The sequence below is a fragment of the Binatus sp. (SeqCode) genome, assembly GCF_049584895.1.
GTDB lineage: Bacteria > Desulfobacterota > Binatia > Binatales > Binataceae > Binatus.
The window spans coordinates 12,343-30,755 of sequence record NZ_JBAUYR010000086.1; the positions used below are offsets into that span (position 1 = coordinate 12,343).

Genomic DNA, 18,413 nt, shown 5'->3' on the forward strand with positions numbered 1-18,413 from the left:
TCATCGTGTCAGTGGGACTCCGAGACTTGAACCCCTAGCGCTTTTGCGAATTCCTTGGCGAACGGTTTGGCATGCTCGCTCGATTTGAAGCCGGCGAAGTACTGCGACGGAATCGCGACCTGGCTTCCATCTGCCAGTTCCAGCCGGACCTCGCAATCGCCTACCTCGCCGCCGAACGACGGGACGATCCGCACGCTTCGAACGGTTCCCGCCGCGCATAATTCTTGTTCGCCGTAGCTGACGCGGCCTCCATTTTTGACGTTGAGCGGAGTGTTGCGAGTTCGCCATGCCCGTATCGCCATCGCGGCGATCAGAACTCCTGCGAGAAGGAGAGTCACGCCAAACAGTGTGTTCGCAGATCGAATGAAATAAGTGGACAGGTAGAGGTAAAGTGCGCTGCCCGCGACGAAGCCGCCGATCATCAAGCTGGCGAGAGTCGTGGAGGGGACGAATTCCCATCCGTCGTCGCGGCGCTTGACTACAATTGGGGCTAGCATCCTTTCTTCCACTGAGCGATCTCAGTACAGCCCGCCGCGGGTCAGATCGCGTGTCAGTGAATTAGCGAATTCCAGCCCAAGCAATTGACTAAGTTTCGGCGTCGCGCGTGCGAGCACATAAGCCGGTACCTTCGCGATCTCGGAATCGAGCGGCCGAATCACCTTCAATCCATAGTTGATCAAGAGAGCCACGCGCGGATCGCTGGTGTGATTTTGCGAAGTGTCATGCCACAGCAGCCCATGTGAAATGATCGCATCGCCGGCAGCGCCCGTGATCTTGATCGCCTCGCGCGCGAAGTCCTCGCGATTCGGCCGCGCGCATCGCAATTGGCTGCGCGGCGCGACCAGCGTGGCGCCGTTTTTTTCGGTGAAGTCTTGCAGCATCAAAATGACTTGCAGCATGAGCGGCGGCCGCAGCGTGAACGGCCCGCGCATCGCCCAGTACGGATAGTCGATGTGAACCCCCATCTCGATCGCGCCCGGGTACAGAATCCGCGCTGAGTATGCGCCGAGCGTCATATCGTCACCGAGCATTGCCTCGGCGATTTCCAGAAGCGCAGGATGCTGCACGATGCGCTCGAAAATCTCACCGTGTCCGAGCAATCCGCGAACATGCTGCTGGCCGATTTTTTCATTGAGCTTGCCGAACGCGGCAGCGGAGGGCGATGCGGCGACTTCCAATGCTCGCGAACGCGCCTGCGCCGCTTCGGACGGGTCGATCAAATTCGGCATCAGCACGAATCCCGGCCCATCGATGAGCTCGTCAACAATCTCGGATGTCGCTGGCACAGCAATCTCCTTCATTCTTCTGAGGATCGATTTCGCATAGCACAAACGCGCGGACTCGATCGAATTGGACATGAATTGCCGAGGCGCACGGCCAACTGCGCAACGAGTCGATCTTTCGAGAAACGCAAATTCACACTATCTGTTGTGGTTTGGTGACGGCCTGCCACTATCGGTAGCTTCGTTCCGTCAAAATTGCTGTTTCGGAGCAGGATCCTGAGCCGACGCTGAGTGTTGGACGGGTGATCTGAAGCCGGGTTTGCATTTAGTCGCGAAGGTAAAGTGGGCAGTACCAGAGAGCTATCCATTAAACTATCCTGTACGGTAGCACCTCAGTGGCGGCGCGTTCAGGCTGAAAAGTTCATCCCCGAATCTGGCCGTTTGCGTTAAGATGGACGAAGGCACTTGTGATCAAAGATCCCCGCCTGATTTGCGATGATCGACCTTTACGAACATAAAAATTCCGGCGATGGTAAAACTGTCACCTTTTTTCCAGGTAAAGAGAATTTGGATCGACGAATAGCGACGGCTGAAAAGATGTTGGCCGGTGCGACGCCTCCGTACAAAGAGAATTTTGTCAGACCGCGATAATATTTGTGGATTGGAACCCGGTCTTTCCGCGGCTTGCAGCCTTCGCTCCCGAGACCGAAAAAAAGCCTGCGCTCGTGATCAGATCGGGGCTCGGATTTTTTGACTCCACGCGGCGGTGGTCGTATAGTTGAATTGGCTGGGGGTGTGCGTTAGCGCACTGAGAGCTCCTGCGGGAGAACCCCTTGAACCTGATCCGGATCATGCCGGCGTAGGGAAGCCTTTGGCGCGCCGTTCGTGGCTGCGCCTGAGCCGCTTCCTCTCACCGGGGAAGCGGCTCAATAATGCCTGACTCCATCGCAACTTCAATCACACTCAACGGCGATTCGTACCCGCTCGACGCCGATACTCCGCTGACCGCGCTGCTCGAGCGCCTGAATATGCGCCGCGGGCGCGTCGCGGTCGAGATCAATCGAGAGATCGTGCCCAAGGCCAATTACAATGCGACGATCGTGCGGGCTGGGGATCACGTTGAGATAATCAACTTCGTCGGGGGCGGCTGAATTTAGCCTGCGGAAAGTAGAATCTTGAATCGCGCGCGGAAAAATCGCGCGCTGAATAAGGTTGACGGAATAAATTCCGTCCTATTGTCGGAGAAAAGATGCAGGACACTCCATTTGAATTAGGCGGCAAGAAATATAGTTCGCGGCTGATCGTCGGGACCGGCAAATATCGGGACTTTGCCGAGACCAAGGCCGCGGTCGAGGAAAGCGGCGCCGCAATCGTGACGGTCGCGGTGCGTCGCGTGAACATCACGGATCGCGGCAAGGAAAATCTGCTCGACTATCTCGATCCAAAGCGCTACCAGATTCTGCCCAACACTGCCGGATGCTTCACCGCCGAAGAGGCGATTCGCACCTGCCGCCTCGCGCGCGAGGTGGGAGTCGGTGAGCTGGTCAAGCTCGAAGTGATCGGCGACCAGCAGACGCTGTTTCCCGATGTGGCCGCGACGCTCGAAGCGGCTCGCGTACTGGTCAAGGAAGGATTCAAGGTGATGCCCTACGTCACCGACGATCCCGTGACTTGCCTGCGGCTCCAGGAGATCGGATGCGTGGCGGTGATGCCGCTGGCGGCGCCGATTGGATCAGGCCTCGGAATCCGCAATCCATTCAACCTCGCGATCATTATCGAACAGGCGAAGGTTCCGGTGATCGTCGATGCGGGCGTCGGCACCGCGTCCGATGCGGCCGAGGCGATGGAACTTGGATGCGACGGGGTGCTGATGAACACGGCGATCGCGGGCGCAAAAGATCCAATCGCGATGGCGCGCGCGATGAAACTGGCGGTCGAAGCGGGCCGTATCGCGTATCGTGCCGGAAGAATCGAGCGCAAGCTGTACGCGACGGCGTCGAGCCCGTTGACGGGGCTGATAGGGTAGGAAGGAACCTAATAATCGCCTGCGCGGCGGGCGGCAGGGGTGACCCCTGCACCCAGTGAGAAAAGTGAGAAACGCAAAGTTGCGCGCGGCGGGATTTCGGCTTTATCTGATTACTGATCGACGCGTCGTAAAGAGTGGTGACCTGATCTCGGCGTGCGAAGCCGCGCTGTCGGCTGCGGCGCCGGGGACCGTCGCATTGCAGCTTCGCGAAAAGGATTTGCCGGCGCGTGAACTCTACGAACTCGCGCTTCGGCTTCGGGAAATCTGTACGCGCGCTGATGCGCCGCTGATCGTGAACGATCGGGTTGATGTGGCGATTGCGGCGAATGCTGATGGGGTGCATCTGCCGTTCGATTCGATCGGCGTCAGCATGGCGCGCAAGCTGCTCGGTCGCAGCAGGCTTATTGGAGTGTCGAGTCACTCGCCGCCCGACGTATCAGGTGCCGCTCGCGAGGGCGCCGACTTCGCGGTCTTCGGGCCTGTCTTCGATCCGCTATCCAAACCTGCGACCGGTCCGGCATGGGGTGTGACCGGCCTGAAAGCGGCATGCAGAGCGGGTGCGATTCCAGTGTTCGCGCTCGGCGGCATGACAGCTGATCGCACGCGCGAGGTGTTCGCGTCTTTTGAGGACACGGCGCGGCCGGCCGGAGTGGCATCGATCGGTGCGATATTTGCGGCTGATTCGCCGGCTCTAGCTACTGCGGAAATGCTGCGGGCGCTGGATGCGTCGTCGACTCGCGCGCAATGACAGATTTCGCGGCGTCGAGAAGAGTGTCGGGTCGCGGCAGTTCGCGATAGTAGGGCGACGTGAAGATCCATCGTACGACGCCATCTCGATCGACGATAAGGAACGCGGGTATCGCGTTGTCGGGTTCGCCGTTGCGATGGTGTTGCACGAGACCGAGCGGCGCGATGAGCGATTCGCTGTTGTCGCTCAGCAGCGGGATTTTTGTGCGCAGGAAGCCTGCGAGCATCTTCGATCGTTCGACCTGGTCGGTACTGATAGCAATCGTGTCGAGGCCGGCGCGGTTAAACTCTTCACGGTGCGCGGTTAATTCGGCGAGCTCGAATCGCGCGAACGGATCGTAATCGCCGCGATAAATATAAATCAACGTCGCGCCCGTGTCGGATGCCGGTCCGTGATGAATCGAGTCATTTTGATCGATGAGCGCGAAGCTTGGGAATTGTTGTCCGACCGCGAGCTTCAGGGTGAATGGCGGATTGAGCGTCGCGCGCATCACATAACTGACGAATCTGCCCCCGCCTGCACCGACTACGATGCATGCCAGGAATGCGAACAACCCGAATCCCAGCTTTGCGTGCGGCGAATACAGTCCTAGCGCGAGTCGCAGTCCCGCAATCGAGAGCACCATCGCGGCTGCCAGGATCGCGAACGCGGGCCATGGGATTCGTTCGTGAATGCCCATCCACGGCACCGACCAGAACGATACCAATACATATTCGTAGAGTCCGAAGCCGCCCGCTATCAGGATGAGCGCAGCGATCGCGCGGATTGGCTGGAATGGCGGGGTAATCCAGGGCTCGTCGTAAAATTCCGGAGCGTGCTCGTCATCTGCGTCGCGGTCGAGCGGTTCAGAGTCGGCCATCAGTTGAGCATCCGCAGCTTCAAATCCTCAAAGGTGATCAGCTCGACGCCCTCCTGCTGCAATTTTTCGTGGAAGGTTGGCGACTCGGTGCCGACAATCGCGACGGCGTCCGTGACGATATGGAGTTTCGGGCCGACCCCTACCAGCGCTGCGATCTCGCGCGATACGCATGCCTCGGTGTAGACGCCGTATATTACGATGTCCTGGTATGGATGCAGCACGAGCCGCAGGATGGCGCCCAGGTGAGGGTTGTCGGCAAGCTTCTCGAATTGCTGGCGGCGAAAAACGATCTCTCCCTTGTGGTCGAGGATTTTTTGAATTTCGTCCGGCGTGTATTCCCGGGTTTCCAGCGTCAGAGGATTGAGCGGCTTGGTCTCGTCGATTTTCTCCTGGCCGGGCGTGCCTGCCATGCAATGATCGGGATATGGACCGCCCCAGCTTTTCAGCTGCGGATCGCCGGGAACGTGACAGTCGACCGAGCATACGATGCGCACTTTCTGATCGCGCGCGAGATCGGTAATCGCCTTCCACGTCGGCACGAGATTTTCAGCACCCTCGATATGAAATTTGCCGTCGTGCAGAACGAGGTCTCGCTGAGTGTTGATGTCGTAAAATATTGTCTGATCAGATTTCATCAGATCGACTCAGAAATGCTCGGGCTCGTGCTCGCGCCGATTGTTACATTCGAGCTGCAACGTAAGATGATGAATGTCGAACTTGCTCTGGAGCAAATGGCACATTTCGGCGAGCACGCGATCGCGATCCGCGTCCGCCGCGACCACCGCATGCGCTGACAGCGCGATCTGCCGCGTCGTCAGACACCAGACATGAAGGTCGTGGACTTCTTCGGTACCGCTGACGGCGAGCAGGTCGGTGCGCATTTCGTTGAGGTCGATATGTCGAGGTACTGACTCCATCAGGATATCCACGCCCTCACGCACGAGCCCCCACGACCCGTACAGCACCAGGCCTCCTATCAATATGCTCACGGCAGGGTCGGCCTGCATCCATCCGGTGAAATAATTCAACGCGCCGGAAGCGAGCACGCCGATCGAGCCGATGAGATCGGAAATGACGTGGACGAATACGGCGCGCATCGCCATTCCATGCTTGTGACCGCCGTGAGACTCGGTCGAGGTCATCCACGCGGCGAAAGCATTTACGCAGATTCCAACGAGTGCGATAGCCATTACGGCCAGCCCTGAGACTGGACGAGGGTTTCGCAGCCGCTCGAACGCTTCGATCCAGATGAAGACCACCAGCACCCAGAGGAACAAGCCGTTGAGCAGTGCGCCGAGGATTTCCGCGCGAATGTAGCCGTAAGTTTTCGCCAATGATGCGGGCCGCGTCGAGATCCACAACGTCAGCATTCCAAGGCAGAGCGCGGCGATGTCGGTGAGCATGTGGACTGCGTCGGACAACAGCGCGAGGCTGCCGGTCAGATAGCCGCCGACGAGCTCGCTAAGGAGATATGCCGACGTGACGCCGAGGACGACTAGCAGGCGGCGCTGATCCGACCGCGCAGGCGCGCGCGGTTCGTGATTGTCGATCGGGGTTCGCATTGTTTAATCATAGTGGATCAGCGAGAAGCAGTTCACTGGCGCGAGGCGCTCGCGTCCCTTGAGCGCGTCAAGCTCGACCACGAACGCGCATCCGATCACGTTGCCACCGAGCTTTGCAACAAGGTGAGTCGCTGCCGCGGCCGTGCCTCCCGTCGCCAGCAAGTCATCAACGAGTAGTACGCGCCCCTTGCCGGAGAGCGCGTCCTGATGCATCTGCAACGACGCGCTGCCGTACTCGAGATCGTACGCCTGATCATAAGTATGGAACGGGAGCTTGCCAGGCTTGCGCGCGATCGCCAGGCCCACGCCCAATCGATACGCGACGGGCGCGCCGACGATGAAGCCGCGCGACTCGATTCCGACCACAGCGTCAACTTTGCCGAGGTAAGGCTCGGCCAACTGATCGACTACAGCGGCGAAACCGCGCGCATCGGCGATCAGCGGCGTGAAGTCCCTGAACATTATCCCGGACTTGGGGAAGTCCGGTATGTTGCGAATCAGTTTTTTGATTTCTTCAGCAGTCATCCTTGATTCCATCGCACTGGTTTCATGGAACAGTCTCGCGTGCGGTGGTCAACGATACTAGCTGCCACCGGCCGCGGCAAAGCTGATTCCATCGGAGGTCGCGGGCTCGGGCAGATATGCCAGCGGATTCTCAGCGATGTTGTCACGACGAACTTCGAAGTGAAGGTTCGCGCCGGTGGTATGTCCGGAGCGCCCGATCTCTCCGATCTCCTGTCCGCGTGTGACGCGCGCGCCTTCGCTTACCAGGTTGCGCGAGTTGTGCCCGTACACGGTTGCGTACTCGTCGTCGTGACGGATGATCACCGTGTTGCCGTAGCCGTGAAGTGTGCCCGAAAAAATCACGACGCCGCTGTCGGCTGCAAGCACGGGAGTACCGACTGGAGCCGCGATATCGACGCCGCTGTGCATCGCGCCGTTGCGGATTCCGAATCCTGACGACACCACTCCTTGCTGCACCGGCCATAAGAATTGGCGCGACGCCCGTTCGCCGGCGTATCGATGCACTCCGCTGGACGCAGTCCCGATCGACACAGCGCGATACGCGCCCGGGATTGTCAACACCTGGCCGACGCGCAACTCGCGCGGGTCGCTGAGTCCGTTCGCCGACATCAGGCGTCCAACGCTGACGCCGTATTCAGTCGCGATACGGTAAACCGTCTCGCCTGGTGCGACGACGTGAGTCACTGCGCGCTGCGGACCGATGGGAAGTTGCGTCGAAGGCGATGAGCTGTCACCGCATCCGGCGAGCGCGATCGAAATCGCAAGCGCGAGCACCACGCTCGCGCGCGAAATTCGTCGCGTATGTTCAGTCCCCGCCCGGGTCACTTCATCCGCCGTCCGTCACCGCCCCGCACCACATCCCTGCGGGTCCCGTGAAATAGGAAATATCAGTACGCTAATCCTGGAAGCCGTGCTTGCCGGTCATCTTTACGAATCGGCACTCGCCGAAATATTCCTCATTCCAATGCCCGGTCTTGTGACTGATGCGCACCAGGGTCTGGAGTTCGTCTTCGCCAATCGGCGCAATCAGCCGGCCTTGCGGGGTCAACTGATTCAGCAGCGGCAGCGCGATACCGGGCATGGCCGCAGTCACCATGACGACGTCGAAGGGCGCCTCCTCGGGCCAGCCGTCGGAGCCGTCGCCGCATCGGAGATAGACGTTGCCGACGCCCATCGAGTTGAGAATCACGCTGGCGCGATCGTGAAGATGAAGGTTGAGCTCGACGGAATAGACGGCGCGCGCGAGCTGCGCCAGCACGGCAGTCTGATAGCCCGAGCCGGTGCCGACTTCGAGAACTTTTTCGGTGCCCGTCAGTTCGGCGACCTCGCTCATCAGCGCGACCATGTACGGTTGCGAAATTGTCTGCGAGTCGCCAATCGGCAGGGGCCCGTCGTCGTAGGCGTGGTCGTGGAGCTCCGCGGGAAGAAATCGATGGCGCGGGACCGTGCGCATCGCGGTGAGCACGCGCGGATCTTTGATGCCGCGGCGTTCGAGTTGCTCGAGCACCATCCGTTCGCGCGCGTTTTCGAGATCAATCGCCATCGCCAGCATCATTATACAGATACGTCGGCCAACGATTAAGGTATCAGGCGAGATTGCGCGCAGGAGATTTGGGGATGCCGTTTTTCGATTCGGCGGGAATCAAGATTCACTACCAGGACGCCGGCTCGGGCGAGGCCGTGATGCTGGTGCATGGATTTGCTTCGACGGCGGAGCACAATTGGGGCGGCACCGGATGGATCGCGACGCTGTCGGAGAAGTATCGCGTAATTGCAATCGACGTGCGCGGGCACGGACTCAGCGACCAGCCGCATTCGTCCGAGGCGTACGGCTACGCCGGCATGGGTGCGGACGTGACGCGACTCATGGACCATCTTGGAATCGAGCGCGCTGTTCTGATCGGCTATTCGATGGGCGCGAGCATCGCGATCGAGCTGATGCTGTCGCATCCGGAGCGCTGGCGCGCGATAGTGCTTGGCGGAATCGCGTACGACGATGGCCTCGAAGACAAAGCGGACCGCGACGCGATTGCGGAGGCCTACCGCGCTGACGATCCGGCGACGATCAAAAGTCCGGTGGCAAAAGCGTATCGGCGATTCGCGGAGTCGATGCCGAACGACCTGAAGGCGCTGGCCGCGTTGATAGAAGCGGAACGCTCGCCGTTCGATCCCGCCAAGCTCGCGGCAGTCCAGACGCCGGTGCTGATTGTTGTTGGGACCAACGACAATGCGATCGGAGATCCGAAGCCGCTGGCGAAGATAATCCCGGGAGCGCGGCTAGTAATGCTCGAAGGGCGCGACCACATGACGGCGCCGGCGGATCCCAGATTCAAGAAGGCGGTACTCGATTTTCTTCGAGCTACTCCCCTCTAGAAGACGAAGATGCGAGAACTGTACAAAATGGAGCGCCTATTCAATCGGCACTGCTCAAAAAGTTTGCAGCAAGTATGACTGTTAGCTTCCTCTGATCGACGGCCTGAGAGGAATCCGGCCGTTCCAAGTGTATTGCAATATGAAATCGCACGCATTGTATGCTGCATTGTTTGTGAATTGACCAAGTTCGAGGTGGGCGGTCGAACAATTCAATTTGCAAAGCTGATGATTGCTTACCGTTAGCCGTCCTTCACCGATTACTTTTGCTCATCAAACTGGCGCTAGTGGCATAGATCCTGCTGCCGTCCGGCGGAAGAGAGATCTATTGGGGAAAGTCCTAGAACTAGCCGGGGAGTTGAGAGCAACGCGCAACCCGAGCCCAAACACAAAGGTGTAAGGATGGCCGAATCAACAGAACCAAAGATGAAACCGACCTTGGGATTGACCGGAGTTACGGTCAACGCGATGGCGCTGATTGCGCCGGGAGCCTTCCTATGGATTACGTTTGTAGTCCAGGCCGGTTATGCGTACCCGTCCGGCATGGCGATGTGGTTTGGAATTTTCTTCGCTATTCTGCTGGCGTACGCGACTGCGATTTCTTACTCGGAACTCGCCAAGCTCTATCCGGGGGCTGGCAGCTCCTATCTCTTCGCGGAAAAGGCCTTCCTCAACCATTCGACGAACTTCAGGTTCGCGCGAATCGCTAAGTTCGCAACCGGATGGGCATCGCACCTCTACTATTGGGTTTACCCCGGCGTGATGGTCGCGACGATCGGCATCATGATCGGATACATCGTCGGCAGCATAGCTCCCAACTACATGAATGCGGGAATTCCGGGGCCTGTATTCATGGCGCTGATCGCCGTTATTTCAGCTTACGGAATCTCCTGGATCGCGTTTAAGGGTGTGGTCGGCTCCACCATGGTCAATCTCGTGATCAACATAGTTCAGTGGATCGCGCTTCTGTTCTTTACTGCGCTGGCGATCGCCTACAGGATGGGACATCCGGATGGTTCCACGGGTATGGCCCTGGACGGCACGAGCAAGGTGCTGCACTACGCGTTCAACGGCGACGCGCCGGCGCATCCGACCGCGCTCTCGGTGATCATGCCGCACAACTTCAACTGGATGATGCTGCAGGCGACGATCGCAATCCTGCTGCTGGTCGGATTCGAATCAATAACCTCTTTGGGCGAGGAAGCCAGGAACCCGACAAAGGACATCCCGCGAGGGGTGCTGCTCTCGATTACGATCCAGTGCCTGTTCATGTACCTGATCGAATACTTCGCCGCCAACTATTTCATGAACAGCGCTTATAGCTTGGCCGACGCCAAAGGCTCGGCCGCGCCGATCGGCGACATGATGGTGATCATCGGAAATACGTTGCTCGCCGGTCACGGCCAGGCGTTCATGCTGCTCGAAGCGGTGACTGTGTTCCTCGCGCTGATCGGAACGACCCTGGCCTGCATCAACACCGGCGCACGCGTCACCTATGCGATGGGCCGCGACGAGGAGGTGCCACAGCACTTCGGTCTGCTGCACGGCGATAATCTCACCCCGCATCGCGCAATCTGGACGCTGGCGACAATCTCGGCAGTATTGGGCGCTTTCGCCGCACTGTTTTTCTTCTGTGGTTCGGCCGCACCCGACGACAAGACCATGGCCACGTTGCCCCACAGCATCTGGTACGCGGTGGGTTTAGGTTCAAACGCAACCCTGTCTGAGCTGCCAAACGGACTTTCGCTGGTAACGCTGATATCCAACTTTGGCACGTTCGCGCTTTACGGCATGACCAACATCATCTGCATAGTGGCCTTCCGCGAGCATCACTCATTTAGCGGCTTCAAGCACATGATGGTGCCGGTATTCGGCGCGATCGCGAACTTCGGCTGCATGGCGTTCTACATCATCGGGCCTCTGGAAGGACTTGGAAGTTGGAAGGAGCCGATTATTGCAGTGGTGCTGTCGGTTATTTGGGGAATATATGGCGCGTACTATTTCTCGCGCAACTCAAAGAAACTTGGAAGGGATACGCTGACGGCTAAAGTCACAACTGCTTGATGAACTGTGCCTCCGCTGTGCGGGTCGGCCCACCAGCAAAGGTTTTACGGGGACCGGTGGGACCACCCGCACGGTTTTTTTAATCGGCACCTCATTCCCTGGACTCAACCCTAGACGAATAATCACCTGCGCGGCGGGCGGCAGGGGCGACGCCTGCACTCAGTGAGAAAGTGAGAAACACAAGTTGCGCGGCGCGCTACTTTGCTCTCACTGCGGTGGCAAGGGGAATTGGAGGTTACGGGCCCCAGCAGGGAGGGGGACCAGTAGGCTGGGGCCCGAGCAGGATCGCAAGGTTGTTATTGGACTATGACTCGTTGGACGGCGGTGATTCTGGCGTCGTCGCCGAAGGCGCGGCGGAGGTCTTCGGCTTCCTCCCATGCCTCATCCTCGTTGTCGGTCTCGACCAACAGGCCCATCTGTTTGCCGCCGTAACTGACACTCACGTAATGCCATTGGCTGTCGAGCAAGCCAGGCTCGTCGTTAAAGAAATCGCCGATTGTTGCCGCGCTGTCGTTTTTATTCATCAGACTACTGCCTATGGGTTGGGACCTATTGTCTCTCTGATCGTTGCGGTCAATTCGCCCGGCTTGAAGGTGGCGATTACCAGCAGGAATTGCTCGAAGGTCATGCCGAGATTGCGAAATCCACCTTGGCAAAAGAGAAATGCGTAAAGGTCGAGGACTTCGTCCCGGATAGCCACGGGCATGCTCGGCGCCGTGGTTGCAATCGGGAATTCGCGCAGCTCGGGGCCATGGAATTTCTCACCGATGATCCTGAAACGCTTTGCTTCGACTGGCTTGTCCTTGACTGTCGGTAACAGCGAAGGGCTGGCTTCTGGGGACATTTTGGCTTCCTCCCAAAATATGTCGTCCGGTATTCGAGATGGCGGCGAGCAGGCGATTGGGATCGCCCAGATCGCTCCAGGTGACGCCTTTGACGGGCAGAACCGAGAACTCCGCTGGAAATGCAGCCAGCACGCTGGCTGAGAAATCCGCGGAAGGTAGATGACGATAGACGGTTTGAAGAATTTCCGCTTCGGCAGCGCCACCGAAGAATGGGCGGATGCCGGCGAAGGCGGCGTACAATTCAGGCATCGCTTTGGCGATCAAGGAGAGCAGCGTTGTGGTGTTCGCGATGAGAACGAAGCTGTTCCAGAGATAGTTGCGGTCGTACAGTTGGCGCGCGACCTCGCGCGAGGGTTTCTCGAGGAAGCGGCGAACCCGGCTGATCTGGCAGGTGCCGGCAGCGGGCAACGATAGAGGAGAGCCCGGCTCGATCCATCCGTACTCAGTCTCAGGACCGTCGGGCGCAATTCCCAACAGCACCGTCAACTGGGGCGAGCATTCGACCGCGCGCAGGGCGGTGTAAACATGGTGCATGAAGAGGGTGTCGTCGCTGATGTAGTGATCAGAGGGAAAGATCGCGACAGACCCCGTGTGTCCAGTCTCGGCAAGGCGAAGCAACGCGCACAGGATGGCAGTAGCTGTGCCACGATTCTCAGGCTGGACGAACAGATTGCTGGACGGAGTTCCATGGAGGAGCGGGGTGTAAAACTGCCGATGCGCGCGATTCAGCACGGTCAAGGTTTGCGACGGAGGGATCAGCATCGAGACCCGACGCGTCGTCTGTTCGAGCAGGGTCTTATCCTCGAACAGCGGACAAAACTGCTTGGGCAGGTGATAGCCGAAAACTTCGCGAGTGAAAGAACTGAGGCGTACGCCGTCCCCTCCGGCGAGAATCAATGCCGCGTATTTGGAGTCATCGAAATTTGAGGTCGTCAGGAGGCGCGGTTCTAGTTTCCCATCGTGACTGGTCGCTCCGGGCATTTTTACTATCTCTCCCTGTCTATGCTCAGTCGGGCGGGTCAACGAGATTTTTCTTCGGATGTAGCGGCAATGAAGCAAGCTATATGCCGCGATATAATCGAGGCGCCGCAATGGATAGCGGTCATGCTGAGTTGGAAGCCAGTAGTTTTTTCTTGATTAGTAGGGATTACATGATCTGACCTGAGCCGATTGCATCATGATGTCGTCGGAGTAGGCCTACCAGTACGAGCTACGATCCACTCATGACGCGGATAGGTAATTAATTCATAGTAGCTTTGGAGTTTGTAAATCTTACCTGCTGCTATTTAAAAAACCTCAGAGTTTACGAACAATTTGTTGGCCTTGCTCTTGCTGATTCAGCTTCGGCCCAACGTGTTCACCTACAGACAGCAACCTGTGATCTCTTGGCGAGATGTGGTCCTCCCATGAATGGCACAATCAGAACGATGCCCGGGAACCCTTACCCGCAGGGGGCGAACTGGGACGGGGCGGGCGTAAACTTTTCGCTGTTCAGCGAAAACGCGACCGGCGTAGAGCTTTGTCTTTACGATGATCGTGACGAAAACCTGGAAATCGCCCGAATAGCAATTACCGAACAGACCGACTGTGTCTGGCATATCTATTTGCAAGGGGCGAAGCCGGGCTTGCGATATGGCTATCGGGTGCAGGGACCTTATGATCCGAATAACGGGCATCGGTTCAATCCGTCGAAGCTGCTGATAGACCCGTACGCCAAATCGATCGACGGCACACTGCGGTGGGACGATGCGCTGTTCGGCTACACGATTGGGCATCCCGATCAGGATTTGAGCCGCGACGATCGCGACAGTGCGCCGTTCGTTCCGAAGAGCGTGGTGGTCGATCGCTACTTCGACTGGCGCAACGATTCGCAACTGCACATCCCGTGGCATGAGACGATAATTTACGAGCTGCACGTCAAGGGCTTTACGATGCAGCATCCGGAGATACCGGCCGACCTGCGCGGCACCTATGCAGGGCTGGCGCATCCGGCGGCGATTGACTACCTGAAAAAACTTGGAATCACATCGGTCGAGCTGATGCCGATACATCATTCGGTCGCGGACAGGCATCTGCTGGAGCGCGGGCTTACCAACTACTGGGGCTACAACTCGATCGGATTTTTCGCGCCCGACGCGCGCTTCTCAGCCGCGGGCTCCGCCGGCGATCAGGTGGCGGAATTCAAGAACATGGTGCGGACGCTGCACAGCGCCGGCCTCGAAGTAATCCTGGACGTGGTCTACAACCATACTGCGGAGGGTAATCATCTCGGGCCGACGGTTTCGTTCAGGGGTATCGATAACACGGCGTACTATCGTTCGGTGGAAGGGAATCCGCGCTACTACATGGATTACACCGGATGCGGCAACACCTTGAACATGCGGCATCCACGGGCACTGCAGTTGCTGATGGACAGTTTGCGCTACTGGGTCACGGAGATGCACGTCGATGGGTTTCGATTCGATCTCGCGGCGGCGTTGGCGCGAGAGCTACACGAAGTCGATCGCCTCGGCGCGTTCTTCGATATCATTCACCAGGACCCTACTTTGTCGCAGGTTAAACTGATTGCGGAGCCGTGGGACCTGGGCGAAGGCGGCTACCAGGTCGGCAACTTCCCGGTGTTGTGGTCGGAGTGGAACGGGCGCTATCGCGACTGCGTCCGCGACTATTGGCGAGGATCCGATCAAGGCATAGCGGAATTTGCGTCGCGCCTGACCGGCAGCTCTGACCTGTACGAATCGGGGGGGCGCAAGCCTTACGCCAGCATAAATTTTCTGACCGCGCATGACGGCTTCACCTTGAACGACCTGGTCAGCTACAACGAGCGGCATAACGAAAACAATGGCGAGGAGAATCGCGACGGCGAGTCCAATAATCGATCGTGGAATTGCGGCGTCGAAGGACCAGCGGGCGACAATCGGGAGGTCACCGTATTGCGCGCGCGTCAGAAGCGGAATTTTCTCGCGACACTGTTCCTGTCGCTGGGCGTTCCGATGCTGCTCGCGGGCGACGAATTGGGGCGTACGCAACGAGGCAACAATAACGCGTACTGCCAGGACAATGAGATTTCGTGGCTGGACTGGGAAAATGTAGATCTTAAGCAGCTCGAGTTTACCAAAGAACTCATCCAGTTCCGCAAGGAACATCCCGTATTTTGCCGGCGAAAATGGTTCCAGGGAAAATCAATTCGCGGCGGCGACGTGAACGATCTGGCGTGGTTTCGTCCCGATGGAGAGCAAATGTCGGATGAAGATTGGGGCGCCGGTTTCGCGAAGTCGCTGGGCGTGTTCCTCAACGGCGACGAAATTCCAAGCGTCGATGCGGCCGGGCGTCGCGTGCTCGATCAATCTTTCTATCTAATCTTCAATGCTCATTGGGAGCCGGTCGAATTTATACTGCCGCCGGAAATCTGGGGGCAAAGCTGGACGCGGGTGCTCGATACCAGGAACGGGGATGCGCCCGCCGAGGACAATTGGCAGCGAGCGGCGGGAACCAAGATCAATATCGAATCACGTTCGCTCGTAGTGATGAGCCGTGTTGCGTGAATCGCGATCCGCTATCCACCTACCGCATCCAACTGAATAGCCAGTTCGGGTTCGAGGATGCGGCAGGAATCATTCCGTACCTGGAAGAACTAGGTATCGACTATCTCTATTGCTCACCGCTTTTGCAGGCGGCGCCGGGCAGCACTCATGGCTACGACGTGGTCGATCACTCGAAGGTGAACCGCGAGTTAGGCGGCGAGCGCGCCTACGATCGAATGTGCGCAGCGCTCGAGCGCGCGAAGATGGGCCAGATGCTCGACATCGTGCCGAACCACATGGCGATCCATCGCGAAAATCCGTGGTGGTGGGACGTGCTGGAGAATGGACCGTCGAGCGCGTACGCGGAATTCTTCGATGTCGATTGGGAACCGCCGGAACACCGCATCCACAATACGGTGCTGATGCCGGTGCTCGAGGATCAATACGGAATCCTGCTCGAGGCGGGAAAATTGAAGGTCGTGCGCGAGGGCGGCGCCTTCGAAGTGCGCAACGGCGACAAAGTGTTCCCGGTTGCGCCGCGATCGTTGCGGCAGATTCTTGCTCCGGCGGCGCAGAACAGCGGAAGCGATGCGCTCGCGTTTCTGGCCGACGGATTCGACGCATTGCCGTCGCCTGCGTCGACCGATCTCGCGAGCATCACGCGGCGGCATCGCGACAAAAAGTTGTTGGCCGAAATGTTGGCGAAGCTGCTGAATGAAGACGCCTCGGCCGCCAATGCGGTTGACCAGGTGCTCGAGCAATTGAACTCCAACCCCGAGCTGCTACACGAATTTCTCGAGCAGCAGAACTATCGCGTCGCGTATTGGCGGATGGCGGCGCGGGATCTTGGTTACCGCCGGTTTTTCGATATCAACTCGCTGGTGGGTCTGAGAATCGAGAACGAACGGGTGTTCTACGCAACCCACAAGCTGGTGATGCGGTGGGTTGCCGAAGGGCGGTTGCAGGGACTCCGGGTCGATCATCCTGACGGATTGCGCGATCCGCTGGAATATTTTCAGCGCTTGCGGGCCGCATGCCCTGACACCTGGATCGTTGCCGAAAAGATTCTGCTTGGCTCTGAGAGCCTGCGCCAGTCGTGGCCGATCGAAGGCACAACAGGCTACGACTTTTTGAATATCACGGGGCGATTGTTTGTCGATCCGGCCGGCGCTCAGCCGTTGACGGATTTTTATCGAGAGTTCACCGGTGAGTCGGCCGACTATGCCGCGCTGGTTCGAGCGCGCAAGCAATTTGCGATGCGCGATACGCTTGGCAGTGAGATCAATACGCTCACCGCGATGATGCTGGACTTGTGCGAGGCTGACCGGCTGCATCGCGACTACACGCGTCACGAAGCGCACGAGGTTATTCGGGCGACGATGGCGTGCCTGCCGATTTACCGCACCTACGTTCGGGAGTCCGGCGAAGTCGCTCCTGAAGATGAATGTCAAATATCGAGTGCGGTCGAGGCGGCCAAAGCGTACCGGCCAGACCTTGATGCGCGACTGTTCGATTTCATGCGCGATATTCTGTCGCTGCAAACCGGCGGAAAGATGGGTGCAGAGCTGGCGCTTCGATTTCAGCAGATTTCGGCGGCGGTGATGGCGAAGGGCGTCGAGGATACAGCTTTCTACTCATTCAACCGGATGCTCGCGCTCAACGAAGTCGGCGGCGATCCGGATTGCTTCGCCGTCGCGCCGGCGGAGTTCATCGCGTGGTGCCGCAAGATGCATCGTCATTGGCCGCGCACGATGCTGGCGACGTCGACCCACGACACCAAGCGCAGCGAGGATGTGCGGGCGCGGCTGTTCCTGCTCTCGGAGGAACCTCAGCGATGGAGCCGCGCGGTTAGCCAATGGGCCGCGATCAACGAACGTCATCGCGTCGGCGAGATGCCGGATCGAAATTTTGAATATCATCTATACCAGTCGATGGTAGGCGCGTGGCCGATCGAAAAATCGCGGTTGATCGCATATGCAGAGAAGGCGGCGCGCGAAGCCAAGGTCCACACGTCGTGGACCGACCCGGCGCCCGCTTACGAAGACGCGGTGCGGAAATTTATCGAAGGCATCTACGACGATCCTGCTTTCATCGAAGCGCTGAATGAATTTGTTGCATCGCTGATTCATCCCGGGCGGATAAATTCGCTCGCACAAACTTTGCTGAAAATTACCGCGCCCGGTGTGCCCGACTTTTACCAGGGCACCGAGCTATGGAATCTCGCGCTGGTCGATCCGGATAATCGCCGGCCGCAGGATTTCGATCTGCGACGACGAATGCTGGCCGATCTCCGAAGCGCAACGCCCGAACAGGTTATGAAACGCTTCGACGAGGGCATGCCCAAGCTGTGGCTCATCCGGCAGGGCCTCGCGCTACGCAAGCAGCATCCGGAATGGTTCGGCGCGAAGGCCGGAATCGAACCGCTCGAAGTTCGCGGAGACCGCCGCGATCACGTCGTCGCATTCATTCGCGGGGAGTCGGTGGTGACTATCGTGCCTCGGCTGGTGGCGAAGCTGGGCGGCGATTGGCGCGACACTGAAGTAGAACTGCCGCGTGGCGAATGGATCAATCATATGACTGACGCGCGATTGCGTGGCGGACGCATAAAGCTCGCCGAGCTGATGCGTCGATTTCCAGTTGCGTTGCTCGCGCGCGAAGGAACCTAGT

At 58.6% G+C, this 18,413-nt stretch carries 18 protein-coding genes and 1 riboswitch; of the genes, 7 read left to right on the plus strand and 11 right to left on the minus strand.

Annotated features, from left to right (window positions below; translation table 11 throughout):
* Positions 1 to 8: 8 nt before the first annotated feature.
* Both WB650_RS15115 and WB650_RS15120 read right to left on the minus strand, forming a co-directional pair.
* Positions 9 to 497 (minus strand): hypothetical protein, encoded by a 489-nt coding sequence (locus tag WB650_RS15115; protein ID WP_422303443.1) that lies wholly within the window; start codon positions 495 to 497, stop codon positions 9 to 11.
* 21 nt (positions 498 to 518) lie between these two features.
* Positions 519 to 1,286, minus strand: a complete 768-nt coding sequence (locus WB650_RS15120; protein ID WP_422303444.1) for a phytanoyl-CoA dioxygenase family protein — start codon at positions 1,284 to 1,286, stop codon at positions 519 to 521.
* Between the two features lie 716 nt (positions 1,287 to 2,002).
* A riboswitch (TPP riboswitch) is annotated at positions 2,003 to 2,106 on the plus strand.
* 49 nt (positions 2,107 to 2,155) lie between these two features.
* Between WB650_RS15120 and thiS the strand changes: the two genes are divergently transcribed.
* The 3 genes from thiS (at position 2,156) to thiE (ending at position 3,997) form a co-directional block, all read left to right on the plus strand.
* Positions 2,156 to 2,374: a sulfur carrier protein ThiS gene (gene thiS, locus WB650_RS15125; RefSeq protein WP_422303445.1), complete on the plus strand. Its 219-nt coding sequence runs from the start codon at positions 2,156 to 2,158 to the stop codon at positions 2,372 to 2,374.
* A gap of 98 nt (positions 2,375 to 2,472) precedes the next feature.
* Positions 2,473 to 3,249, plus strand: a complete 777-nt coding sequence (locus WB650_RS15130) for a thiazole synthase (protein WP_422303446.1) — start codon at positions 2,473 to 2,475, stop codon at positions 3,247 to 3,249.
* A gap of 64 nt (positions 3,250 to 3,313) precedes the next feature.
* Complete coding sequence (thiE, locus tag WB650_RS15135) at positions 3,314 to 3,997, plus strand: thiamine phosphate synthase (RefSeq protein ID WP_423961047.1); 684 nt, start codon at positions 3,314 to 3,316, stop codon at positions 3,995 to 3,997.
* Here the strand turns inward: thiE and WB650_RS15140 are convergent.
* The 6 genes from WB650_RS15140 to WB650_RS15165 form a co-directional block, all read right to left on the minus strand.
* Positions 3,945 to 4,856 carry a redoxin domain-containing protein gene (locus tag WB650_RS15140; RefSeq protein WP_422303448.1) on the minus strand — a complete coding sequence of 304 codons (912 nt, stop codon included), beginning with the start codon at positions 4,854 to 4,856 and terminating at the stop codon, positions 3,945 to 3,947. The genes thiE and WB650_RS15140 overlap by 53 nt on opposite strands.
* Positions 4,856 to 5,491, minus strand: coding sequence for a cysteine hydrolase family protein (locus tag WB650_RS15145; protein ID WP_423961049.1), 636 nt, complete (start codon positions 5,489 to 5,491; stop codon positions 4,856 to 4,858). Before WB650_RS15145 ends, WB650_RS15140 begins: the two co-directional genes overlap by 1 nt.
* A gap of 9 nt (positions 5,492 to 5,500) precedes the next feature.
* Complete coding sequence (locus WB650_RS15150; protein WP_422302595.1) at positions 5,501 to 6,418, minus strand: cation diffusion facilitator family transporter; 918 nt, start codon at positions 6,416 to 6,418, stop codon at positions 5,501 to 5,503.
* Positions 6,419 to 6,421: 3 nt separating this feature from the next.
* The gene (locus WB650_RS15155) at positions 6,422 to 6,943 is read right to left on the minus strand and encodes an adenine phosphoribosyltransferase (protein WP_422302596.1); all 522 of its coding nucleotides are present in this window, start codon (positions 6,941 to 6,943) and stop codon (positions 6,422 to 6,424) included.
* Between the two features lie 57 nt (positions 6,944 to 7,000).
* Positions 7,001 to 7,768, minus strand: a complete 768-nt coding sequence (locus WB650_RS15160; RefSeq protein WP_422302598.1) for a peptidoglycan DD-metalloendopeptidase family protein — start codon at positions 7,766 to 7,768, stop codon at positions 7,001 to 7,003.
* Positions 7,769 to 7,838: 70 nt separating this feature from the next.
* Entirely contained in the window at positions 7,839 to 8,486 is a 648-nt protein-coding gene (locus tag WB650_RS15165; protein WP_422302600.1) for a protein-L-isoaspartate(D-aspartate) O-methyltransferase, read from the minus strand.
* Positions 8,487 to 8,560: 74 nt separating this feature from the next.
* Here WB650_RS15165 and WB650_RS15170 point away from each other — a divergent pair, with 74 nt between their 5' ends.
* Both WB650_RS15170 and WB650_RS15175 read left to right on the plus strand, forming a co-directional pair.
* Positions 8,561 to 9,316 carry an alpha/beta fold hydrolase gene (locus WB650_RS15170; protein ID WP_422302602.1) on the plus strand — a complete coding sequence of 252 codons (756 nt, stop codon included), beginning with the start codon at positions 8,561 to 8,563 and terminating at the stop codon, positions 9,314 to 9,316.
* 399 nt (positions 9,317 to 9,715) lie between these two features.
* The gene (locus WB650_RS15175) at positions 9,716 to 11,377 is read left to right on the plus strand and encodes an APC family permease (RefSeq protein ID WP_423961052.1); all 1,662 of its coding nucleotides are present in this window, start codon (positions 9,716 to 9,718) and stop codon (positions 11,375 to 11,377) included.
* A 296-nt stretch (positions 11,378 to 11,673) separates the two neighbouring features.
* On the opposite strand, the gene WB650_RS15180 is transcribed toward WB650_RS15175, so the two are convergent.
* The 3 genes from WB650_RS15180 to WB650_RS15190 form a co-directional block, all read right to left on the minus strand.
* On the minus strand, positions 11,674 to 11,901 hold the full coding sequence (locus tag WB650_RS15180) for a hypothetical protein (RefSeq protein ID WP_422304285.1): 228 nt from the start codon (positions 11,899 to 11,901) through the stop codon (positions 11,674 to 11,676).
* A gap of 11 nt (positions 11,902 to 11,912) precedes the next feature.
* On the minus strand, positions 11,913 to 12,077 hold the full coding sequence (locus WB650_RS15185; RefSeq protein WP_422304286.1) for a hypothetical protein: 165 nt from the start codon (positions 12,075 to 12,077) through the stop codon (positions 11,913 to 11,915).
* Between the two features lie 61 nt (positions 12,078 to 12,138).
* A complete protein-coding gene (locus WB650_RS15190; RefSeq protein ID WP_423961055.1) occupies positions 12,139 to 13,203 on the minus strand; it encodes a sugar phosphate nucleotidyltransferase in 1,065 nt (354 codons plus the stop codon).
* A 446-nt stretch (positions 13,204 to 13,649) separates the two neighbouring features.
* Between WB650_RS15190 and glgX the strand changes: the two genes are divergently transcribed.
* Together glgX and treY are read left to right on the plus strand one after the other, a co-directional pair.
* On the plus strand, positions 13,650 to 15,767 hold the full coding sequence (gene glgX, locus WB650_RS15195; protein WP_423961057.1) for a glycogen debranching protein GlgX: 2,118 nt from the start codon (positions 13,650 to 13,652) through the stop codon (positions 15,765 to 15,767).
* Positions 15,764 to 18,412 (plus strand): malto-oligosyltrehalose synthase, encoded by a 2,649-nt coding sequence (gene treY / locus WB650_RS15200; RefSeq protein WP_423961059.1) that lies wholly within the window; start codon positions 15,764 to 15,766, stop codon positions 18,410 to 18,412. The genes glgX and treY overlap by 4 nt, the downstream gene beginning before the upstream one ends.
* The last annotated feature ends 1 nt before the right edge of the window (position 18,413 follow it).